This window comes from Telluria sp. ZB4P34 (assembly GCF_059686055.1).
On record NZ_JCASIF010000002.1, the window covers coordinates 330,111 to 353,458 of the forward strand.

Annotated in this window: 15 protein-coding genes and 2 pseudogenes; 11 read left to right on the forward strand and 6 right to left on the reverse strand. The window is 56.9% G+C overall.

Going from position 1 to position 23,348, the window contains the following annotated elements; translation table 11 throughout:
• Positions 1 to 13: 13 nt before the first annotated feature.
• Positions 14 to 2,512, reverse strand: a complete 2,499-nt coding sequence (locus AC56KL_RS05995) for a DNA translocase FtsK (protein WP_497179240.1) — start codon at positions 2,510 to 2,512, stop codon at positions 14 to 16.
• 254 nt (positions 2,513 to 2,766) lie between these two features.
• Between AC56KL_RS05995 and trxB the strand changes: the two genes are divergently transcribed.
• From trxB to AC56KL_RS06015, 4 genes are all read left to right on the forward strand, one after another.
• Complete coding sequence (trxB, locus tag AC56KL_RS06000; RefSeq protein WP_497179241.1) at positions 2,767 to 3,732, forward strand: thioredoxin-disulfide reductase; 966 nt, start codon at positions 2,767 to 2,769, stop codon at positions 3,730 to 3,732.
• A 14-nt stretch (positions 3,733 to 3,746) separates the two neighbouring features.
• Entirely contained in the window at positions 3,747 to 4,424 is a 678-nt protein-coding gene (locus AC56KL_RS06005; RefSeq protein ID WP_497179242.1) for a Smr/MutS family protein, read from the forward strand.
• A gap of 140 nt (positions 4,425 to 4,564) precedes the next feature.
• Positions 4,565 to 6,739, forward strand: a complete 2,175-nt coding sequence (locus tag AC56KL_RS06010; RefSeq protein ID WP_497179424.1) for an ATP-binding protein — start codon at positions 4,565 to 4,567, stop codon at positions 6,737 to 6,739.
• A gap of 207 nt (positions 6,740 to 6,946) precedes the next feature.
• Positions 6,947 to 7,552 (forward strand): trimeric intracellular cation channel family protein, encoded by a 606-nt coding sequence (locus AC56KL_RS06015; protein WP_497179243.1) that lies wholly within the window; start codon positions 6,947 to 6,949, stop codon positions 7,550 to 7,552.
• 39 nt (positions 7,553 to 7,591) lie between these two features.
• Here the strand turns inward: AC56KL_RS06015 and AC56KL_RS06020 are convergent, their stop codons facing one another.
• The gene (locus tag AC56KL_RS06020) at positions 7,592 to 7,930 is read right to left on the reverse strand and encodes a P-II family nitrogen regulator (RefSeq protein ID WP_259212600.1); all 339 of its coding nucleotides are present in this window, start codon (positions 7,928 to 7,930) and stop codon (positions 7,592 to 7,594) included.
• Between the two features lie 26 nt (positions 7,931 to 7,956).
• A complete protein-coding gene (locus tag AC56KL_RS06025) occupies positions 7,957 to 10,014 on the reverse strand; it encodes an NAD(+) synthase (RefSeq protein WP_497179244.1) in 2,058 nt (685 codons plus the stop codon).
• Between the two features lie 51 nt (positions 10,015 to 10,065).
• On the opposite strand from AC56KL_RS06025, the pseudogene AC56KL_RS06030 reads away from it, so the two are divergent.
• The 7 genes and pseudogenes from AC56KL_RS06030 to AC56KL_RS06060 all read left to right on the forward strand — a co-directional run.
• A pseudogene (locus tag AC56KL_RS06030) lies at positions 10,066 to 10,323 on the forward strand (peptidogalycan biosysnthesis protein); the annotation flags it as partial.
• 569 nt (positions 10,324 to 10,892) lie between these two features.
• The gene (locus tag AC56KL_RS06035) at positions 10,893 to 12,605 is read left to right on the forward strand and encodes a hypothetical protein (protein ID WP_497179245.1); all 1,713 of its coding nucleotides are present in this window, start codon (positions 10,893 to 10,895) and stop codon (positions 12,603 to 12,605) included.
• The gene (locus AC56KL_RS06040; RefSeq protein ID WP_497179246.1) at positions 12,592 to 14,907 is read left to right on the forward strand and encodes a hypothetical protein; all 2,316 of its coding nucleotides are present in this window, start codon (positions 12,592 to 12,594) and stop codon (positions 14,905 to 14,907) included. Before AC56KL_RS06035 ends, AC56KL_RS06040 begins: the two co-directional genes overlap by 14 nt.
• 3 nt (positions 14,908 to 14,910) lie before the next feature.
• Positions 14,911 to 15,516: a hypothetical protein gene (locus AC56KL_RS06045; RefSeq protein ID WP_497179247.1), complete on the forward strand. Its 606-nt coding sequence runs from the start codon at positions 14,911 to 14,913 to the stop codon at positions 15,514 to 15,516.
• A 3-nt stretch (positions 15,517 to 15,519) separates the two neighbouring features.
• Complete coding sequence (locus AC56KL_RS06050) at positions 15,520 to 15,891, forward strand: hypothetical protein (protein ID WP_497179248.1); 372 nt, start codon at positions 15,520 to 15,522, stop codon at positions 15,889 to 15,891.
• Positions 15,876 to 17,924, forward strand: coding sequence for a helix-hairpin-helix domain-containing protein (locus tag AC56KL_RS06055; RefSeq protein WP_497179249.1), 2,049 nt, complete (start codon positions 15,876 to 15,878; stop codon positions 17,922 to 17,924). The genes AC56KL_RS06050 and AC56KL_RS06055 overlap by 16 nt, the downstream gene beginning before the upstream one ends.
• A gap of 21 nt (positions 17,925 to 17,945) precedes the next feature.
• Entirely contained in the window at positions 17,946 to 19,364 is a 1,419-nt protein-coding gene (locus AC56KL_RS06060) for a site-specific integrase (RefSeq protein ID WP_497179250.1), read from the forward strand.
• Here the strand turns inward: AC56KL_RS06060 and AC56KL_RS06065 are convergent.
• The 3 genes and pseudogenes from AC56KL_RS06065 to AC56KL_RS06075 form a co-directional block, all read right to left on the reverse strand.
• Complete coding sequence (locus AC56KL_RS06065; RefSeq protein ID WP_497179251.1) at positions 19,345 to 20,475, reverse strand: GNAT family N-acetyltransferase; 1,131 nt, start codon at positions 20,473 to 20,475, stop codon at positions 19,345 to 19,347. The genes AC56KL_RS06060 and AC56KL_RS06065 overlap by 20 nt on opposite strands.
• Positions 20,476 to 21,010: 535 nt before the next feature.
• A pseudogene (locus AC56KL_RS06070) lies at positions 21,011 to 21,286 on the reverse strand (Hachiman antiphage defense system protein HamA); the annotation flags it as partial.
• A gap of 116 nt (positions 21,287 to 21,402) precedes the next feature.
• The gene (locus AC56KL_RS06075; protein ID WP_497179252.1) at positions 21,403 to 23,346 is read right to left on the reverse strand and encodes a helix-hairpin-helix domain-containing protein; all 1,944 of its coding nucleotides are present in this window, start codon (positions 23,344 to 23,346) and stop codon (positions 21,403 to 21,405) included.
• Positions 23,347 to 23,348: the final 2 nt, after the last annotated feature.

Here is a 23,348-nt window from a genome sequence, read left to right on the forward strand (position 1 = left end):
GGTGGGCGACGGGTTATTCGGCGGTCGTGGCGGGCACGAGGATGTCGCGGTTGCCGTTCGACTGCATCGGCGACACCAGGCCGCTCTGCTCCATCTGCTCGATCAGGCGCGCCGCCCGGTTGTAGCCGATGCGCAGGTGGCGCTGCACCAGCGAGATCGAGGCCTTGCGGTTCTTGAGCACCACGGCCACGGCCTGGTCGTAGAGCGCGTCGGATTCGCCGCCGCCCTCGCCCGCCGGGACGCCCTCGGCATTGCCCTCTTCCAGCGTGCCGCCTTCCAGGATGCCTTCAATATAGTTCGGTTCACCCAGCGACTGCAGATGTTTTACAACTCGATGCACTTCGTCGTCCGAGACGAAGGCGCCGTGCACGCGGATCGGCAGGCCGGTCCCCGGGGGCATGTACAGCATGTCGCCCATGCCCAGCAGGGTTTCCGCGCCCATCTGGTCGAGAATCGTGCGCGAGTCGATCTTGGACGAGACCTGGAAGGCGATGCGGGTCGGGATGTTCGCCTTGATCAGGCCGGTGATCACGTCCACCGACGGGCGCTGGGTCGCCAGGATCAGGTGGATGCCGGCCGCACGCGCCTTCTGGGCGATGCGGGCGATCAGCTCTTCCACCTTTTTACCCACGACCATCATCAGGTCGGCCAGTTCGTCGATGATGATGACGATGGTCGGCAGCTTTTCCAGCGGCTCGGGATTGTCCGGCATGATCGAGAACGGGTTCGGGATATGCTCCTCGCGCTTGGCCGCCTCCATGATCTTGCCGTTGTAGCCCGCCAGATTACGCACGCCCAGCTTGGACATCAATTTGTAGCGGCGCTCCATCTCGTTCACCGCCCAGTTCAGGGCGTGGCCGGCCTGGCGCATGTCCGTCACCACCGGCGCCAGCAGGTGCGGAATGCCCTCGTACACCGACATCTCCAGCATCTTCGGGTCGATCAGGATCAGGCGCACGTCCGCCGGGTCGGATTTGTACAGCAGCGACAGGATGGTGGCGTTGATGCCCACCGATTTACCCGAGCCGGTGGTACCCGCCACCAGCAGGTGCGGCATCTTGGCCAGGTCGGCGCAGACCGGCTTGCCGGCAATGTCCTTGCCCAGCGCGACGGTCAGCGCGGAGGCGCTGTCGCCATACACCTTGGAACCGACGATCTCCGACAGGCGCACGATCTGGCGCTTCGGGTTCGGCAGCTCGAGCGCCATGTAGTTCTTGCCCGGGATGGTCTCGACCACGCGGATCGAGGTGAGCGACAGCGAACGCGCCAGGTCGCGCGCCAGGTTGACGATCTGGCTGCCCTTGACGCCGGTGGCCGGCTCGATCTCGTAGCGGGTGACGACCGGGCCCGGATAGGCGGCCACGACCTTGGCTTCGACGCCGAAGTCGGACAGCTTCTTCTCGATCAGGCGGCTGGTGAATTCCAGGGTTTCCACGGCCACCGTTTCCTGGGCCGGCGGCGCCTCGTCCAGCAGCGCCAGCGGCGGAAGGCCGGATTCGCCGGCCAGCTCGTGGAACAACGGGGTCTGCATTTCCTTCTGTGCGCGTTCCGACTTCGGCACGCTGACCATCTGCGGCTCGATCTTGATCGACGGTACCGGGGCCTGCGCCGATGGCGGCGCGGCAGCGTTCGACGTCGGCACGGCGGGCATGGCCAGCGAGGCCGGCGTCGACGGCGGCAGCACGCTCGGTTCGGCTTGCGGATGCGCCAGCTCGAACACCGGCTCGGCCTTCACGATCGGCGGCGGGGTCGGGTGCTTCTCGGTGTATTTCTGGCGTTCGTTCACCACCACTTCGTCGCGCTTGACGGCTGCGGCTTCACCCTGCCTGCGGTCCTCGATGTCTTCCATGCGCATGCGGAACCAGTCCATCGTGTTCTCGACCGATTCGCCGATGCGCTCGGCCACGGCCAGCCAGGACACCTGGAAGAACAGCGAAAAGCCCAGGCCGAACAGCAGCAGGAGCAGCAGGGTCGCGCCGGTAAAGCCGAAGGCGACGTGGGCCGAGTGCCCGATCAGCTGGCCCAGCACGCCGCCGGCGGCGCGCGGCAGCTCCAGGTTCCACGACCACATGCGCAGGTATTCCAGGCCCAGGCTGCCGGCCAGCATGATGGCAAAGCCGGCCCAGCGCACCAGCATCTCGCCGGAATGCGGCGGCTCCTCGGGCTCGGCCAGCTTGTCGGTGAGGCGGCGCCAGCCCTTCCAGACGCCGCGCAGGAAGATCACGCTCCACCACCAGGCGGAGAAACCGAAGATGAACAGCAGCAGGTCGGATAGCCAGGCGCCGGCCTGGCCGCCCAGGTTGGCGATCCTGGGGACGGCATTGGCGTGCGACCAGCCCGGGTCGCCCTTGTTATAACTGAGCAGGATCAGCACGAAATACAGGAAGGCGACGGCCATGGCCATCCAGCGCGCTTCCGACAGAAGGCGCGACAGCCGCCCCGGCAAGGGCCGGCGGGCGGTATTCGCGGTGCGGGTATATCCTGAGGTGCTGGCTTGGCTATTCTTGCTCATGGTACTGCTGAAATGTTCGGCCGATAAATGAGTCCGATGAGTGGGCGCTATCGGGGAGCCGCCAACTGGAAGCGATCATTTTAAGCTAAATGCAGCTGAGCTGGCCCGTGATTCATGCTCGCCTGCATCATCGACTATAATCGCGTGTTGCACGCATGTCGCACGCCGTCTCCGCGCGCAGTCTCATTCGCGCCCTTGATTCTCGTGCAGGCCGCCCCCAGTTTCCGCTTGTTCATATCTATACGAAGCCTTCCATGACTACTTCCAAACACGCCAAAGTCCTGATTCTCGGTTCCGGTCCTGCCGGCTACAGCGCGGCCGTCTATGCCGCGCGCGCCAACCTCAAGCCGATGCTGGTGACCGGCGTCGAGCAGGGCGGCCAGCTGATGACCACGACCGATGTCGAGAACTGGCCGGGCGACCCGCTGGGCGTGCAGGGTCCGGAACTGATGCAGCGCCTGCTGCAGCATGCGGAGCGCTTCAACACCGAGATCGTGTTCGACCATATCCACACGACCTACCTGAACGAGAAACCGATCCGCCTGGTGGGCGACTCGCACGAATTCACCTGCGACGCCCTGATCATCGCCACCGGCGCCTCGGCCCAGTACCTTGGCCTGCCCTCGGAACAGGCCTTCATGGGCAAGGGCGTGTCGGCCTGCGCCACCTGCGACGGTTTCTTCTACCGCAACCAGGAAGTCGCGGTCATCGGCGGCGGCAACACCGCGGTCGAGGAAGCCCTGTACCTGGCCGGCATCGCCTCCAAGGTCACCGTGATCCACCGCCGCGACAAGTTCCGCGCCGAACCGATCCTGGTCGACCGCCTGATGCACAAGGTCCAGGAAGGCAAGATTGTGTTGGAACTGAACCACACCCTGGACGAGGTGCTGGGCGACAACAGCGGCGTGACCGGCCTGCGCATCAAGTCCACCGCTACCGGCGAAACCCGCGACCTGGCCGTGCACGGCCTGTTCGTGGCAATCGGCCACAAGCCGAATACCGGTATCTTTGAAGGCCAGCTTGAGATGCAGAACGGCTACATCCGCACCCGTTCGGGCCTGGAAGGCATGGCCACCGCCACCAATATTCCCGGCGTGTTCGCGGCCGGCGACGTGCAGGACCACGTGTACCGCCAGGCGATCACCAGCTCGGGCACCGGCTGCATGGCTGCGCTCGACGCCCAGCGCTACCTGGAAGCGCTGGAGGACGACCCGAAATAAGGAGCCGCAGTACGATGGCGGGCATGAAAGATTTCGCTGAACTGAAGGGCCTGCGTGACAAGCTCAAGGAAGACGAGCGCCTGCGCGCCATCGAGCAGGCCGAGCGCGAGAAGCGCGAGCGCATCGCGAAGGAACGCGCCGTCGAGTTCCGCGGCGCGATGCAGGACGTGAAAAAATTGCCTGAATCCGACCGCTACGTCTACCGCCCGGTGTACGTGGCCTCCGAGCGCAGCTTCCAGGACCGCAAGCCGGGCATGCCCCTGACCGAGGAAGAGGAAATCCAGGCCGTGCTGCGCGAGTCGCTGTCCGACCTGTTCGATGTCGAGGGCCTGCTCGACGAAGACCCCTCCCTGAGTTATGCCCAGCCCGGCGTCGGCCCGGACGTCGTCAAGAAACTGCGCAAGCGCCACTGGCCCGTCCAGGATGAGCTCGACCTGCACGGCTTGACCCGCGACGGGGCGCGCGACGCCGTCACCGACTTCCTCCACCGCGCCAACCGCCGCGGCGTGCGCTGCGTGCGCATCGTGCACGGCATCGGCTACGGCTCGCCCAAGGGTGAGCCGGTATTGCGCGGCATCGTGCACAGCTGGCTGGTGCAGATGGGCGATGTGGTCGCGTTTTGCGTCGCCGGCAAGAAAGATGGCGGCCATGGCGCCCTGATCGTCCTGCTTCGCCCCGCCTTGTCTGAGTGAACACACGCACGGAATACATCATTGACACAAGGGTAAAGTGTGTCTAAATATGTATTACCTGTAAAATGTGCTCGCCCGGTATTTACCGGATTTGACGAGAAGGGATTGGTGGCGAATTGAAGGGTACTTCCGTGATCCCCATGGCGCATGGCCACCAGGTCGACCTGCTCAATTGCGCCGACGAGCCGATCCACGTCCCCGGCTCGATCCAGCCGCACGGCGCTCTCCTCTTTTTCACTGCTGAAGGCGCGCTCGAAGGCTGGAGTGCCAACGTCCCGGCACTGCTCGGCATCGCGCCCGAACTCGGCATACCGTATGCCTCCCTGGCGCTGCCGCCGGCCACGCTCGAGCTCCTGATCGACTACGTCGGCCCGGGCGAGCCCGAAGTGACGCCCTCCATGGTGCCGGTCTCCATCGGCGGAACGGACTTCGATTGCGTCGTGCATGCCGCCTTCGGCCGGGTGGTCGTCGAATTCGAACGGCGCGAAGCGAGCGCCGACGAGGTGGCGCAGTTCGCGCTGAAGGCGCACGCCTCGATCGACCGCCTGCGCCGCCAGAAGACCATCGAAGGCCTGCTGTCCATCGCCGTCGACCAGATCCGCGCCTTTACCGGCTTCGACCGCGTGATGGCCTACCGTTTCCGCCCCGACGACAGCGGCGACGTCATTGCCGAAGCCCGGCGCGATGGTCTCACGCCCTACCTCGGCCAGCGCTACCCGGCCTCGGACATCCCGGCCCAGGCGCGCCGCCTGTACGTGCTGAACACGCTGCGCTCGATCGTCGATGTCAATGACACCATGGTGCCGCTGCTCGGCCCTGCCGGCGCGCTGCCGCTCGACATGAGCCACGCCGTGCTGCGCAGCGTGTCGCCGGTCCACATCGAATACCTCAAGAATATGGGCGTCGGCGCCTCGATGAGCGTGTCGATCGTCATCAACGGCAGGCTGTGGGGCCTGATCGCCTGCCACCACATGTCGCGCAAGCTGGTGCCCTACTCGATCCGGATGGCGGCCGACGTGCTGGCCCAGGTGATGGCCTCGACCATCCACAGCATCGAGTCGCAGCTGGACACCCAGATGATCGAGCGCTCGGCCTCGATGCGCACGAAGCTGGTCGAGGACCTGCTGATCGAGGACGATCCGCTCGAGACCTTCGCCCGCTTCGCCGATGCGGTCCTGGCCGCCACCCAGGCCCAGGCCCAGGTCACCTGCTACTACGGCAAGGTGCGCGTGCACGGCGAGCTCCCGCAGGACCTGGCCGAAGCGATCGTCGCTTCCCTCCCCGACGACGCACGCGGCCTGGTGGTGCGCCAGAAGCTGGACGACTGGCCGGAACCGGTCCGCGACCGGCTCGGCAAGTGGGTCGGCCTGCTGGCCCTGCCCTTCGATCTGCAAGCGAACGGCTGGAACCTGCTGCTGCGCGTTGAACAGATCGAACAGGTCGCCTGGGGCGGCCGCCCGGAGAAGACAAGCACCTTCGGCCCGCTGGGCGAGCGCCTGACGCCGCGCGGCTCCTTCGATGCCTGGTACGAGACGGTGCGCGGTCATGCGCATCCGTGGGAAGCCACCATTCTCGCCAACTCCCGCCTGACGCTCGCCGAACTGGTGCGCGTGATGACCGCGCGCCGCGCCCAGACCGAAGCCACGCGCGCCCAGTTGCTGGCCATGCTCGGGCATGACCTGCGCGACCCGCTCCATTCGATCAACATGGCCGGCATGGTGCTCGAGAAGGGGAACAGCCAGCCGACCCTGGGCAAGCGCATCCAGTCCTCCACCAGCCGCATGCAGCGCATGATCACGCAGGTGCTGGACATGAGCCGCATCGACGGCGGCCTGGGCCTGGGCGTGACGCTCGAGCCGGTCGACCTGACCGCGCTGGTGGAAGACCTGATGGACGAGGCGCACCTGGCCTACCCGACCATTCACTTCCAGCTGGCCTGCGACGAGCCGGCCATGGTGAATGCCGACGGCGGGCGCCTGGCCCAGGTGTTGTCCAACCTGCTGAGCAATGCGCGCCAACACGGCGAAGCCGGCAAGCCGGTGCGGGTGTGCGTTTCCGTCCAGGGCCGCGAGGCGGTCGTGGACGTCAGCAATGCCGGTGAGCCGATCCCGCCTGAGCTGGTGGCGACGCTGTTCAATCCGTTCAAGCGCGCTTCACTGAATAACCCGCGCAACCGCACGGGCATGGGCCTCGGCCTGTACATCGCCCAGCAGATCGTGCGCGAGCACCATGGCGAGATCGCGTATCGCCATGATGGGAACGAGGTGATCTTCTCGGTGCGGCTGCCGCTGCTCGATCAGCGCCGAACTCCGTAGGGGTGATCTGGTCCAGTGGACCAGATCACGCTTCGCCGTGCGCGCGTTCAACTTCCGGATGCGCCGTGGCAGATCATGCCGGAGCTGAACGCGCGGTCGGCAGAGCCGACCACCCTACGAATGAACAAAGCAGCGCCAATATGGACCCGTTCCGTAAATGCCGCGCGGCATGGTAGTCTAGCAACACCACCCGCTCTTCCTTACCGCATGACCCTCATCAAGTTCATCGAAATCATGGCGATCCTGGTCGGCGCCTTCTCCGGCTTCATCGAAGCGCGCCGCAAACGCATGGACCTGGTGGGCGTGTTCACGGTGGCCTTCATCACCGCGTTCGGCGGCGGCACCCTGCGCGACATCCTGCTCGACCGCCGCCCGCTGTTCTGGGTGATCCACCAGGAATACGCGATCCTGATCTTCGTGCTGGCCCTGGTGGCCTCGCCCCTGATCCGCACCCTGCGCCAGATCGTCTCGGAACGCCTGATCGTGATCGCCGACGCCGTCGGCCTGGGACTGTTCTCGGTGGCGGGCGTCTCGGCCGCGCTGGCGGCCGATATGCCGATCTTCATCGCCTCGATGATGGGGGTGATCACGGGGATCTTCGGCGGCGTGCTGCGCGACATCGTCTGCAACGAGGTGCCGATGGTGTTCCGCGACGGGAAGCCCTACGCGATCTGCGCGTTCCTGGGGAACTGGCTGTTCCTCCTGATGCGGCACTACGGCGTGGAACCCGACTTCGCGCTGTGGTCGAGCGCGCTGTTCATCAGCGGGCTGCGCCTGGTTACCTGGAAGTTCGATTTGCGCATGGGACGGTAGAGCGCATCCCGCTCCGTTGATGCCGCCCCTACGAAAAGCTCAGACCGCGTCCGCGCCGGTCTCGCCGGTACGGATGCGGATCACCTGCTCCACGTTCTGGACAAAAATCTTGCCGTCGCCGATCTTGCCGGTGCGCGCCGCCTTGATGATGGCGTCGACCACCCCGTCCGCCATGGCGTCGTCCACCACCACCTCGATCTTTACCTTCGGCAGGAAATCCACTACGTATTCGGCGCCGCGGTACAGTTCCGTGTGGCCCTTCTGGCGGCCGAAGCCCTTCACTTCCGTCACCGTCAGGCCGGTGACGTTCACGTCGGCCAGCGCCTCGCGCACTTCGTCGAGCTTGAACGGTTTGATCACGCAGGTAATCTGTTTCATTTTTTTCTCTCTCTAAAAAACAAGAATCAATCAGGAATATTCTTGAGGTCGTCCAGCCACACGGTGGCTTCCGAATCGGACGGTGCGCGCCAGTCGCCGCGCGGGGACAGCGAGCCGCCGTTGCCGACCTTCGGCCCGTTCGGCACGCAGGTGCGCTTGAACTGGCTGGTCTTGAAGAAGCGCCACAGGAAGATGCCGAGGTTCTTCTTGATCGCAGCGAGCTCGTACTGGTTGCGCACGTTGGCCGCGCTCGGCCACCGCCCCCCCTCGCGGTCGTGCCAGGCGCACCAGGATAGATAGGCCACCTTGCTCGGCTTGAAGCCGTAGCGGAGCGTGTAGTACAGGTTGAAGTCCTGCAGCTCGTACGGGCCGATGGTGTCCTCGGTCTTCTGGGCCGGCTTGCCGTCCGGGTCTGCCTGAGTGCCGCCGGGTACGAGCTCGGGGCTGATCTCGGTGTCGAGGATCCTGAGCAGCACCTCGGCGCCGTTCGGCACCACCGCGCCCGTCTCGGCCACCCAGCGCACCAGGTAGGAAATCAGGGTCTTCGGCACGCTGGCGTTGACGTTGTAGTGCGACATGTGGTCGCCCACGCCGTAGGTGCACCAGCCCAGCGCCAGCTCGGACAGGTCGCCGGTCCCGATCACGATCGCGTCGTGGAAGTTCGCCAGGCGGAACAGGTGGCTGGTGCGCTCGCCGGCCTGTACGTTTTCAAACGTGATGTCGTATTCCGCCTTGCCCTCCACGTAGGGGTGGCCAATGTCCTTGAGCATCTGGATGCAGCTCGGGCGGATGTCGATCAGCTGGGCGCTGCAGCCCACCGCCGCCATCAGCGCGTTGGCCTGCCGGAGTGTGCGTTCGCTGGTGGCGAAACCCGGCATCGTGTAGGCCAGGATGTTGGTGCGCGGCAGGCCGAGGCGGTCCATCACCCTGGCGCAGACCAGCAGCGCATGGGTCGAGTCGAGCCCTCCGGAGACGCCGATCACGACCTTCTTGATGCCCGTGCTCGACAGGCGCTGGACCAGCGCCTGCACCTGGATGTTGTAGACCTCGGTGCAGCGCTCGTCGCGCCGCGCCGCGTCCGCCGGCACATAGGGGAAGCGCTCCACGGTGCGCGCCAGCGGCAGCTCGCGCTCCAGGGGCAGTTCGAGCCCGAACTGCACCAGGCGGAACTTCGCGACTTCCTCCGCATGGCGGCGCACCGACTGCGCGAAGGTGGTCGCATGCATGCGCTCGTTCGACAGGCGGTCGAGGTCGACGTCGGCGAAGATCAGGTGCGAATCGTCGCTGAAGCGCTCCGACTCGGCCAGCAATTCGCCCTTCTCGTAGATGAGCGACTGGCCGTCCCAGGCCATGTCGTTGGTCGACTCGCCGCGGCCGGCCGAGGTGTACAGGTAGGCCGCGAGGCAGCGCGCCGACTGCTGGCTCACCAGCTGGTGGCGGTAGCCGCTCTTGCCCACCACGACGTTCGAGGCCGACAGGTTGACCAGTACGGTGGCGCCGGCCATCGCCGCGAACGAGGACGGCGGGATCGGCACCCAGACGTCTTCGCAGATCTCGACGTGGAAGCGAAACAGCGGCAGGTTCTCGATCTCGAACAGCAGGTTCGCACCAAAAGGCACGGTGGCGCCGAACAGATCGATCTGGTCGACCGCCGCGCAATCTGCCGCACTGAACTGCCGGGATTCGTAAAACTCGCCATAATTAGGCAGGAAGCTCTTGGGCACCACGCCCAGTACGCGGCCGCCCGCCACGACCGCGGCGCAATTGAAGAGCTGGTGGTTGACCTTGAGCGGCAGGCCGACGACCAGCGCGACCGGCAGCGCCCGCGAGGCCTCGACGATCTGCGCCAGGCCGTCCAGGCAACCGTCCAGCAGCGCGCGCTGGTGGAACAGGTCGTCGCAGCTGTAGGCGGACAGGCCGAGCTCGGGAAAGGCCACCAGCACGGCGCCGCTGCTTGCCGCCTGGCGCGCCAGGCCAAGGGTCTGCCCGACGTTGAAGGCCGGGTCGGCGATGCGGCAGCGCGGGATGGCGACCGCGACCCGGGCAAAGTGGTGCGTATAGAGATTGAAGAATTGCTTGTTCATTGGTGAGACTTTCGCGAAGTCGTCGCTCATCAATTCGTTAGGGATTTCATCTTGAATTATCGCACGCATATCGTTTCATCCTTGTCCGAGATCCCCCAGGCCGAATGGGACGCGCTGGTCGCCGCGCAAGGCGCATCACAGATGGGCGCGAATCCCTTCCTCTCCTACGCCTTCCTGCACGCGCTGCACGAATCCGGCAGCGCGGCGCCCGACACCGGCTGGCAGCCGCAGTACATCGTGCTGTACGACGGCGACCGCCTGGCCGCCGCCCTGCCCCTCTACGTCAAGGGCCACTCCTACGGCGAATACGAATGGCTATGTCGGCACGCGCGAGTTGTCTGACTGACCGACCGACGCAGCGACCCAGTATGTACTTGCGCAAGCGACGCGATTTCTCAATTTACCTTAGTCATACAAGCCATTCCTCTGTCCGAGTAAGTCGAGACAACGATAAACGCGATATCGTCACCTGTATCGACCCAGCGCCATCCCCTAAAGAAATCAACATAACCGTTCGGTTGCTATACTAATCAACCTACCTAAAAGAATAAGCGCCTGGGTCAGAACGCGCCAAAATTTAGCGGAACAAACACGCATATTGCAGAAATACCGTACTTTCAGAACCTATAGACTTTTAGGCAGCATTAAATGCACAATCTCATCTCCAAGGCATTTATGATGAGATTAGACAAATGGGTTCAGAGAACACAGTACGCCTAGTTACTGGGCACCGTTGGAGTAGAAGCAGCGCCCTCCTCCAAGTTAGAACCAAGGCTTCAGGGCGTACTGTCACTCAGTTTAAGAAGCTCGATTTTTCTGCTCTGGGCATCAATGTGAACGGCATCCTTGCGCATTGCGTACGGGACTCGTCAGCGCCTATGCATGCTTCCGTAGCTCGGGCGTTATTTGAGACTCTCAAAACAGTCGCGCCCAGCGATTCTGAATTCCGCCGCATTCTCGGAGAACTTCCTGAAAACCTAACAACCGGCGATATTACATATGCGCTTACCGTAATCGATACACACTATCAAAGGAAAAGAATAAAAAGCGGCGCAGCAATGGCTGAAAAGACAAGGAACTTTATATTGTCCTGCCAATCACCGCTAGCCAACGATATCTTGGCGACACAGGTTAATTACACATCCACCCTCAAGGTTCCCAAACGAACCCCAAGAAAAGATATCCCCTTCAATAAACCCGAAGGATTTACTTCCCAGCCGATTAAGCCATCTGAAGCAATTCACGTACAGACCGAAAGCGAATTCCAAAAAATCGCGAAAAAGCACTACGAAGGCACACTCGAACCGATTGTCAACAAATGCGTTGGCGTTTTAGAGATTCACGGTGAAATTCAGCTCGCCCTCGATTGCGCAAATCGTAGTCCTCTTCCTGCGAACCTGGCGAAACGTACCGTTGATAAATTCAATGGCGCCAAAAAATTCTTCGACAAGAAAGTTGCAAGCCGAAGAAACGCCAATGACCGACTTATCATGGCCTTGGCAGTTGTAAAAAAGAATTCACTTCACATTAACGCTCCGGCCGCGAACCAGATACTTGTCGAAGGGATTCCTCTTCTCAGCAAGCTAAGCGGGAATCGGAAATCCCGCGCCGAATTCGGCGTGCTACTCAGCTTGCACTACCTCTCCAGATATGTCGTAACGGCCTGCTACATTATTCTGTTGTTCTATACGCGATGGAACACAGATACTTTGATATCAGTGACGGCCAAACGCGTCAAGCGAACACCACACGGCTACGAAATTAGCAGCCACAAAAGTAAGACGAGTTCTAACCAGAACACAGAAATAGTTTGTGACGACGAAACCACGTATATTGAAGAAGCAGCTGCAGTGCGCGCGCTCGAACTACTCCTTTGGCATGACACTAATGTCTCATTAAATGCCAAACGGCTAAGCCCATCGATATTTGTTTCGATGCGACTCTCTTACCACAAAGCACACGAATTCGACGTCTTTCTGTCGGCCGATGATTTTCACGAATTTACCTCGGCGTGGGACTTACCACGGTTTACCGGGTCAGACATTCGCCCGAATGCCGAGCGGTATCATTACCTTAAAACAGGTATGCATATCGAAAACTCAAGGGTAGTACTCGGGCACAAAAAGGAATCAACGAGCCGCACATACGTTGACGGAGACATCGCCCGGAATATCAACGAGGCCACGATAATACGATACCAGGCCATGTTAGCTCACGCGATACGGTTTCAGACGGGTAGAGCCCCCGTCCCTTCCGAGTTTAGCCAGAAGCAGAAGGAAACAATCCAGTCCCTGCTACTTCCCCCAACCCGATTCTCAAATAACACCGATGACTACTTAGTCGACAAATGGTTGGCAAATCCGGAAAGTTTTTCTTTTGATGTCGGTCCGGCTGAAGTAGAGCAATGCGTCCGACAAAGAAAATATTACCTAAAATATATGCACAGACTAAGAAAAACGAATTCCGACCGATTTATTCGCTCAGACATTCCACGAATCTTAGTCTGCCTTGCGCTTTACAATTTAATAAAATCAAGTCCGTACAGTCGCTTTTGCGAACAAGTTGAAAGGGAAATTGATGCTCAAATCTAACAAGCGCGACGGTTCTCTGGCTCAGGAAACCGCTGACAGCCCTGCAGCTGAACTCCCATGGCAGCTTATTCAACAGCACCCACGTTTTCTAAGTGATTTCAAATCCAATACGATAAACATTGACGTAGCACACCATCTGTGTACGGACCAAAAAATCTGGTCCTGCAATCTCGAAGAGCGCCGGTTTGCCCGCCTAAAACATGTGTCGCCTGACGGACATAAGCATTACACACTCAAAGACTTTCCAGAACTAATTACGGCTTTAAAGGCGACTATAAACTCGATGCTTTTTTCGCGTACAGATATGGTGGACGATTGTGTCAGCGGTCTAATCAATCACGCGTTGCGATTATTTAGCTGGATGGTAGATAGAAACATTTTTAAGTTATCGCAATTGAGTCAAGAGGACGTAAAGGAATTACGCGATGGCTGGCGTCACGGTGGCTGGTGGCATGTCCTAAACTATGACAAAGCTCTGGCGGACGTGCTCGAAATTGCAAAAAATAATCAGGTTGTAGCAGCACAGCTATCTGGGTTTGGCAACTCCCGGCACCTTACCGTCGACGCCACTGTCATTGCCAAGATGACAGGGCTTCCCATTTCCGGAAACTTCGTTCCCGTAGAGTTTGCAGAAATGCTTGCTAGCATCGACAAAGCAAAGAGCGTTGCACCTAAGCGCACGGCGCGCTCTACGAAAATGACTGCAACGGCGTACCAAAGACTGATGGTTGAAACCAACCGCTTTGCTAGCATCCCAAAAGAGTTGGGGGCTATCCCCTTTGTTCCGTTCCCCGACGCAAACAAAATGGCAGAAAGAGCATTTCCAGCGCAACAAGGTAGAACTAAAAACATTTCGATTGACAATGCACTGAAGGTTGTCGACCAAGCTCTGCGCTGGGTCTTAGATTATAAAGACACTGTTATTAATACCGCCCAAGTGGCACGAACAGAGCTTGAACAGTCTATCAAAAAAGGAGGTGAAAACGCATATGCTATCCAAAAGGCGGTAGCAGAAGCATACTCGAGGCAAACGTTGAACACTGGTAAAAGCATACCTGGAATTGCAAAAATGACCCGTGCGGCGCTTATCAAATGTATTGAGACGCTTCTGGTCGCTTGTTTTTGCCTCATCGCAATCAATCATGGACGCCGTAGAAACGAGATTGTAGGACACAACAAGCCGTATGGTTTGTATTTCGGATGCATCAAGGAAATTTCCACAATTTATGAAGACTGGCGCATAGACATTTACATCGAGAAGTCTACCCGTGCGTACCTTTCCTTTTGGTGCAACGACATTGTCCGAGATGCTGTGAAATGCCTTGAGGAAATTTCGCAGATTTTTCGTCCGCTATTTTCTGAACCCAAAACATACCCCTCGAATCGGACAGATAATAGAAGCGACAAGCTCTTCGCTCTACGAACGTTCACTGCAAAAGGATTCGAAGGCGCGGCAACAGAATTTGATTTCGCTAGAAGCGGGTCCTGGTTCTTCGAGTTAGCGGGAGTGGATGAGAGCTACTTCCATGAAAAAACTCAACCTTTCAGACGGATATTTGCTTGCATACATAAATATCGATATGACATGCCTAAGACGGGGCCCCTGACTCAGCACTTTGACCATGACGTCAGTTCGATAACAGAAGTTTACTACACAGATAGTCCAGGAACTCTGCCATCCGAGGGCGTAAAGGCGATATACGGGACCGGTTACGGCAAAGACCTTGCATCTTTCAACAAGCTAATGGACGAGGTCACAAGTGATTATTTTGTGGATGTGATGCACCGGCTGCTCAAGGGCGAGCTAATTGGTGGCAACTTTGCAAAGCTAGCCCTTAAACTTATGCGGAGAATATCAGGCAGCATAAAATTTCAACAGTTAACTCTGAAAGAAAAGGCAGAGCGAATTGGCGCTAGCCTTATGCATCGCGGCTATACGATGTCGGAAAAGGAACATGTTATTTGCTGCGTCACGGAAGATGCGCCAACGCTGCGTCGGTCTAACTGCTTCGACGAAGGCAAAATTCATCCTGAAAACGCCACCCCCCAAGTTTGCGATTCATGCATCCATATGCTTACAACCGAAGGATATCGTCGTGGCCTGGTCAATTCGCTTGACGAGCTTGCAAGAGAAGCCACCAATTTCACTCTTCCGCCCAGTGTAAGACATCAAATCAAGAAGGACCAAGCCGATTTGGCTGCATATATCGTCTCAGATGAAAAAGTCGCCCATGAAAATCAAATCGCGATGTCCGCGCTCACGGCGACTTGGAACAAAGTGTTCGTCATTAAAGCTATTTAGTCCATGGAAGCTCACATTTCGGAAGTTACAAAGCAGGCTTGTGCTGAAAAGATTGAAGCGAAGTTAAAAGTGCTTAGACAATGGATGGCAGTGGGAATACCGTGGAAAACGTCCGATGCTGGGGAGTTGCTTCGTGACTCCGCTGGAGAATGTTTGCTTGAATTTTTCCCGTCTAGCATCGCGAGCTTTTGCGACTGGGACGGCTCACAAAATTCCGTACTTACACGCTCATCAATCTCGACAGTTTGTTTTACGAATCGCTCGACGCTGTATCGCTCTCATGAAACCGCACTGTCCGAAATCGATAGCGTTTGCAAAGCTCTTGTAAGTCAGGCACGAAAGCAACTCAAGGAAACAAATAAAACCAAGGTAATTGGAGAGCTTCATACAGAAGTTGTTTACTTGCGTAAATTAGTATCGACGCAGGAGACAGAAATTACGGAAGCGGCAATCAACAACAATCGCACAGAAACAGAACTGCTTCGAATAAAGCGCGCGCTTGTAAGTTTGCGGGAGCGCTATGACGAAGAAACACAGCAACAACGGACACGTATTGCGGAATTGACTGCAACGCTGCAGAAACTGGCACCGCTACGAAAGGAGGAATAACGTATGACTCGAAAAGCATCTCAAAGTGTCGGCGCTGAGCACGCGACCAGGTTACAAAAATGGATTGCAGACACGCCGCTTAGTCTCGTTCCTCGCAACCACTCTGGACGTAGTGCCAAATCCGCGATATGCAAAGTTCTCGGCATATCTCCTTCCACGATAGGCACCAATGCGCGGCTTGCAGAACATTTCGATTTGCTGGACCTACAGCTCTCGAAAACATCCACTATGCGGAGCCTTGCGATTGTTCAGTGCGATGCAGAGACACCGACCTCGGCTGAACTTCTTGTGCTGTTCGACGAACTCGACGCTACGCGGGCGGAGCTGGCACGATTACGTCATCTAAGCAATACAGGCCAGTGGATATCAACATGACGGAAACAAATTTATCCGGCACGGTTTCTCGACTCGTCCACATATCTCCAACGGGAGGCGCAATTTTTCGATTACTCGAAAAAAATGCGTCAAAATCAATCCGAATCGTTGCTCCCGGAAAGGCGATGCCGTTCATTCCCGAGGTCGGCGAATCCTTGACGTTGACGGGACAATATGTAAATGACCGGAAGTACGGTTATCAATTTTCAGCCCGTTCGGTCATTCACGGTATTCCGGAAGGTAGGCAGTTGGTGAAGCTGCTTACATCGCACCCTCGATTTGCCTGGATGGAGCTACGGCTTGTACGCGCTTTATGGAAGTCGCTGGGCCAACAACTGCAAGAGGCTCTGGCCGCTTGCGATGCAGCTGTCTTGGCTAACGGTACTCGAATGTCTCTGCCCGACGCTATTCGATTGGTGAGAGAATGGCGAGCGTATGCCCACTACAGCGAAGTTTCGACTTACTTTGCGACTCATGGATTCCCACTGGCGATTGTCGCGAAGGCGATGGAATTGTGGGGGAATAATACGATTACTAACGTGTCAGAAAATCCATATATTCTCGTACCGCTTGCGGGCTTTGAAGCAATCGATGAGGCGTGCTTAACCTATCTAGGGATTAAGAGTGAAGATAAAGCGAGACTTATTGCCGCCTGCATCTCGTGCACCGAAGAGCACATAAAACGTAATCGGACAATGCGAGTTCCAATAAGCATCTTGAAAAAATCGCTCTGCCGGCGTCTTGGAAATAAATCGCTTGCGTCTGATGCGCTCAACCTCGCAGAGTCCCGCGGCTTGGTTCTGGTAACCGGTTGCAGGGAAAACGCAATGGTCCAGCCACTTGGCATTAGAATTTTAGAGAATGCATTCACCCGACGTGTAGCACTGCTGGCAGACGCAGGAGCCGCCAGCTCAGGACGCAATGTAAACCAGAATCATACTGACGACTATCAAAGGCTTTGGAAGCACCCGGGGGTATGCGTGCTAAATGTCTTATGCTTCCGCGCTTCCAGCCTTCCAAAGGAAGTATTCGACCAATCGCTTCATATCTTTCCGTCGGCGTCCGTACGCGCAAGCTTCCCCACAATTTGCCAAAAATCTGCGCTCTTGTCCGACGTCCTCGGCGGCAAGTGCGACGACGTCAACGATACCTTTTCATATGTGGTTTACGGTACGGACGCTCTCGAGCTAACAGTGGCAACAAAACTGATTTATGCGTTACCGGAACTTTGTCATCTAACGATGGTTCCTATAGGGGAAGTGGCAGATGTGCGGAACTCATTCTGGCACTTCATTAAGACTCTAAAAAATGTTTCGCAACGCGCGGTCCTCTCGGGCCGTGCAGAATTATACAAAGCTGCGAAAGAGAATGCCGCATTGCCTGCCGCGGCCGGCTATCCGGCGCCCAGAGAGTCAACTAGGTTAATCGTTCAGAGCACTAAGGTAGAGTCCGCAGGAGCAGCCCAGGAGACAGCGTTAGCATTGTATCGCGAAGCCGTTGATAGTGATACCGCACTGCTGCTCACGCTTCTTAAAGGCAAAGCGGCGCAACTTAATTACGTACTTCATGACGAGCATATCGAGCTTCGAAAGGTGATGCGGCTGCCGATTCCTAGCTTAAGCATTTACGGGAGAAAGTCTGCCACGATTGGGGAAAAAATTGTTGCCAGAGAAGATATACCAAGCAAAAACATATTAGCTGGTTCACTTGGCGTCATTATCGACATCGTTCTCGCTGACGGTGAACAGAGAAATTTGTTATTTGATTCAACCTTCGCAACGGCCCAATTTGACACAACAGGTCTCGTCGAATTATCGGCCGCTGACTGCGCACGGATTGACTTTGGGTATGCACTACCTCTTGAACTTGACAGATGGAGTGCTGTTGCTCACCGAATCTTCATCTTAGAAGAAGCGTCCAAAATCAGGGAGGAGCAATTCCGCTCACAAATATTGCGGACTACAAAATCTTTCCGTATCATTGAAATGCTTATTACGAGTTCTGCGTCACGTTCATTTTCGTTAGAATCTTAGCCACTGGAAAACTACATTGCTATGAGCACGCCCAACGATGCTGGGAACGTAATCCAGCTGGCACCACAAAGCTTTCCTGTAAGTTTATTTTGGAGCACATACAAAAAGAATCTCAAAGTACCATCTATCCGCCTGTCTGACCTATCACTGCATAAACCCTTCCAAAGCTTCGCTCTCTCTGTCGCGGCTACTACCAATGAGCAGCCGCGCGCTTTCAAATCTCGGCTACACGCTTTAGCATATGCATTACTTGAGTACGCCATGTTCCTCGAGTCGATTAACAAGACCTGGATTGATGCGGACGACGCATTATTGGTTGAGTATCGGGAGTATTCCTATGAGAAGGTAAAGAGCACAAAGATATCGCGCGGCGAGATTACCGCCAAGCAGACAACGAACATTAAGTTACAGATATTATACGAGCTTTACGTATGGGCCGAACACGGTATTGAAACGGCGACACCGAGCATTGGCTGGGAAAAAGATGCGTCCATTCGCTCCACACTTCCCCTAAAAAACGCCAATCCTAACAAATGGAATTGCTTACCGAAGAGACTATATCCGCAATGTTTTCAGGATGCCGAGGATAGCTCGTCTAGCATGGGCGGGCAGCATTGGGCGACTGAGGCAGAACTGAATGACATTGAAGATTATTTTAGGGACAGTAATTTTTCAGTCACTGCTGAGCGAAATGCGATATTTCTGCGGACGGTTGACCAAACAGGGCTGCGACGAGGGAGTGCCAATTCGTTGGTTATCGGCCAGTTTAGTGATGAGGCTATCGGGAAGTCGATTCAGGCGGAACTACATTCGCATTCGGTGCAGCCGTCGAAACAAAAAAACTCGAGCAGGAATTTTTTCGATGTTCCATATCCCTTAGCATGGGAAATAAATAGATACATCAAGTCACTATACGGCGATGATATTTTCGTTCGCACGAAGCATAAGAAAACGCTGGCGAAACTACCATTATTCGTATCAATGACATCGAAAGAAGCAATAGCCGACCAAACCTGGACTGATATTTTCACGGACGCGTTTCAAGCTATTGGCGCACCACTTGGCTCGGGAATCCACTCCGTTCGCCGCAAATTCGCAGAGGATTGGTTCCGAAAAGAGATTCAACGTTATATCGACCAAGGCTTGCCAATATCATATACCGATATTGTTGCTGGTCTAGCGAAAGTCTTGGGCCATGATTCCAAATTGAGCCAGGAGGCATATCGTCGGGCCTCAAGTCTGTCACGCGTAAACAGTCCGTTAGACGTGTTGACCGAGCAAAATCGAGAATTGGCCGTACGCAACATGCAACTAACTGCACAACTTGTCCGGAAAGACGAGGAAATTACTCGCTTAAGGGCTCTACTTGCTGCTGGAGGTCAAGCTCGGAACGAGTCTGGCGTGACCGCGAAGCGACCTCTTAGTCCGGTACACGTTTGAATGGTGCACGTTCCGTCAACTCGTCAATGTATTCGTTCATATGAGCAGTTTCTTGACTTAGGAACGCTCGGATTGCGTCTTCGAACCGGACGTCCGCAATCCAGTGCGCTGACCAGGTCGGTGTTGCCTCGAGTCCTCTGGAGAGCTTATGTTCGCCCTGAGCTCCGCCTTCGAAGACCGGTATCGATACATCGATGCAGTATGAGATGGCCTGCATGTAGCATAGCTCGAAGTGCAATCCGGACACGAACTTCGTTGTGCCCCAGTACCGGCCATACATTGCATCGGGCCCGATGAAGTTGAGCGCGGCAGCGATGGGTTCCCCGCCCTGCTCTGCAATTATCAGAAGCAAATTCTCACTCATTGACGACTGGATTTGTGTGAAGAACGCCTTCGTCAAATAAGGAGACGAATAATGGTTTTCGTACGTCAGCTTGTAGCAAGTATGAAAGAAGTCTAGGTCATCCTTCGTGATTTCGTGGCCGGCGACGCGTCTGAAGGTCACGCCGGCATCTCTCACTTTTCGATGGTCCTGCCTAATTTTCTTCCGCTTATCACGCGTCATCGACTCGAGGAACTGCTCGAACGTGTCGTATCCGTTGTTAAGCCAGTGAAACTGGACACTCTCCCTTAGCATCAAGCCAGCGTTGCGCATTACCTCAACGTCACTCGTACTTGGGAACAGAATGTGCAAGGATGAAACCCCGGATTCTTGTGCGAACTGGACTGCTGCTTGGAGGAGAGTGGCCCTATCGGCGTCGTTTGACGCAAGCAACCGCGGCCCTGTCACAGGTGTGAACGGCACAGCGGAAACCAGCTTCGGGTAATAATCCATCCCGTGTTGTGCGTATGCCTGCGCCCATGCATGGTCGAAGACATATTCACCCCTCGAGTGATACTTTGCGTAGAGAATCACCGCCGCGGCTACTTGCCCCTCCCGACGAACGACGAGAAAACACGGTTTCCACCCTGTGCGGCTGGAGGCGCATCCAGATGTGTGCAATGCATGAAGGAACTGATGGCTAACAAAAGGGTTACCATCGGTCAGGGCGTTCCACTCTTCCGCGCGGATACCCTGCAGAGACTCTAGTATTTCGACAACTGTTTCCAAATAGTTCTCCAAAAGCAGAGGGCATATCTGCGACGCAGAGCATGTCCTATAGCCACATTGTGCCATGCTTCAGCGATGGCCCCCGGGAGGCTGCGGCGTACTTCTTCGCACGGGACGCCAGCTATCTAGCCTGCACTAGCGGTCCAACATGCTAGTAGCGCCGTCTTCGGTTCTACTCATCCTGCGGACTACAGTCTGTTGAATCGGTATGACGAGCTGCAAAGTGGTTAAGCTCGGAGCCTGCAATGTCCACCCAAAGTGGCTGGCTGCAACGGACAGAAGTTATGTGTTTAGCCATCTACTGGCACCCAACTTCCACATGAGCACGATAGGTAGAATTTGAGAAGTCACGTCGGCTGGAACTTGCGACTAAGCGAATGAGTATGGCCTTGCCCCTTCTGCTAGTCTGCAGGCGTCGTTTTCTTAAGCTGCAAGTGCGTGAGCGCTGCCTCCGGACGCGATGCCGAACCCTATATAACACGGTAACCAACCGCTTATTTTCCCAAGAAGAACTATATAGGTGGAGGTTTTTCCTCTATATTCTGAGGAACGAAATTTTCCCCTTGGAACTATTATCGCCAGTGGTTAGCCTCACCGTCACGCGCGCCGGGACGTATGCGCTACGAAGAACCTCACCAAGTTCACCTGAACGGATACTCTTTCCAGTGGGTAGCTTACCCTTCACAAATGCGGCGACTTCATTTTTCTCAAGCTTCTTGAGCAAAGCAGCGACTCGACTTGCGTTGGTGTAGTTGTCAGGAACCGCTGCGGCTATGAGTTTTTTGGCATCGTCGAGCTTTCCGGGGTCAGCTGAGAGAAGCGTTACTGTGTGAGTCGAGACCTAGACTCGCTTGTGCTACACCACGTCGGAAATGAAGTCATTAACGTGCTGTTCAGTTATTACTTACTGCCTGTTGGGTTATCTACTTAGCTCAACAAAGCCATGTCTGCTCTGGCCTGAGCGTACTCTTGAGCGGCCGACTGCAGTTGAGTTCGCAGTGAAGCCGTCCGTCCGTTCGCTTCCAGGCTCATCCGCTGCAGCTCAGACGCGCCTGCATTTAGCTTCGCTTCGATACCCTTCTTTTGCACCATTAGCTTGGCTCGCACGGCGTTGCGGTCTGCCTCGGTCACAGCTTGGGCCGGGTTGAACACAAACTTGCGCTCGCACGCCTTCCTCCAATCGACGACGGCTCTCGTAAGTACATCTCCGAAGCCCTTTACTGCGCGGACCTTGTTCCACTCCACGTCGGCTGCTGTTTCGATACCAAAAGAACGTAAGGCAGCTTTTTTCGCCGGACCTACGCCATGGATTGAGGCAGCATCGATGAAGTAGCGGTCAAGGAACTTAACACGCTGCCTCTGCTCCGCCGTCTGATGAAGTGCGTCGAGTTCGGCCTTCTCTTTGGCAGCGAGGCCCACGTATTCGTTACGCAACTCAGCTAACTGCGCTTTGCGTTTGTTGAACCCTTCAGGGCCAACTTCACTGCGTGCTTTGTCGACGAGCGACATGTACGCACGGTCAGCGGTAGAGAGTCTGTTCTTGCGCCTTACTTTTTCGGCAGCCAACTCTGGAGACTCACCGCTACCGAGCATGTTCCACACTATGGCTGCAGCGCCAATCCAAATCACCCACGCTGCTGGAGCCGCCGCGGTAAGACCCAAGGCAACGATGACGATGAGCGCTCTCAACGCGTTCGTATGGTTTTTAGTTTGGACGCCCGTTGGCAGGGGTGCGGGTGTCACAGAGATATTAGCGACGTTCGGGACCACAACCGGGGGCGGAGGCGAAACAGTCTCAATGACTGCCCATACCTTGGTCAGGACGAACCCGCTCGAGGTCGCTGTAAAGGTCGTGCCTAGGTCGACAAAGTAGACAATGCCTTGCTGCTCGAGCGCACACCAAGGGCACTGCGCCAGATGGTCGGGGAATACATGAATCGACGTCGTCGAGCATTTCTTGATGCGCTTTCTCAACGCATCGATAGCAGCAACCCATTGCTGCGCTGTCGGCCGCGAACCCGACACGCCTCGCTCTGTGAAGGCTTGCTCAAACATTGCCCGCACAGAATCCGGGACGAGCGCAGTCGGAATCGATTTCGGCGGCGGTAGCATCCCGCGTGCTTTGGAGTCGCGGGCATATGCGTACCGGAACGCCTTGATGTCTGACTCGAGCACTTCGCCGGCTTCAGTTTTCTGTGGCACGCCGGAGAAGGGATGCCGACCGCCAAACAGCAGATGGAAAATTAGTAGGGCCAGGCCGAAGTTATCGTGGTTGGCTGACCTCTTCACTCCTCGAAACGAAGATAGGCCTTGAAGTTCTGGGGGTGTGAAATGTGAGACCCCGACTTCGCAGATATGGAGTGTACCGTTGGCGTTAATTTGGAAGGAGTCGCAGTCGATGAGGATAACCTTGCTGTCGGCCCCGACCATGAGGTTACCCTGGTTGACGTCACCTAGTACGTGGCCACGTGCGTGCAAGGTCTCGAAGGCTGCCGCGGTATTACGTGCAACGAAGAGGAGGAAGTCCCACGCGACGTTCGGGCGGCTCTGCCGGCGATGCGCCGGGCTGTAAAGCATGTGGATGGGGTCGCGCCCGGTGACCTTTGGCATGAGAAAGCCGGCTACCGCTCCGCCAGCCTTTAGATGCAATGTCCCCTGGGGCCAAGCGGCGTACTGCAGCAGCGTTTGGTCAACCTGGTTTGCCATAAACCGAAGCTTGTCTTGCTTCGGCTTATCTACGTTTTGGTGGTAGAGCTTTGCCACCTGGTTCGGTAGCGAAGGCACTTCAAAGACAGAGCCTTCCCCGCCCTTTCCTAACTCGCGGCCAAGTCGGATTTCGGCGCCAGTGGCCGTGACGAAGCGTTGCGTCATGT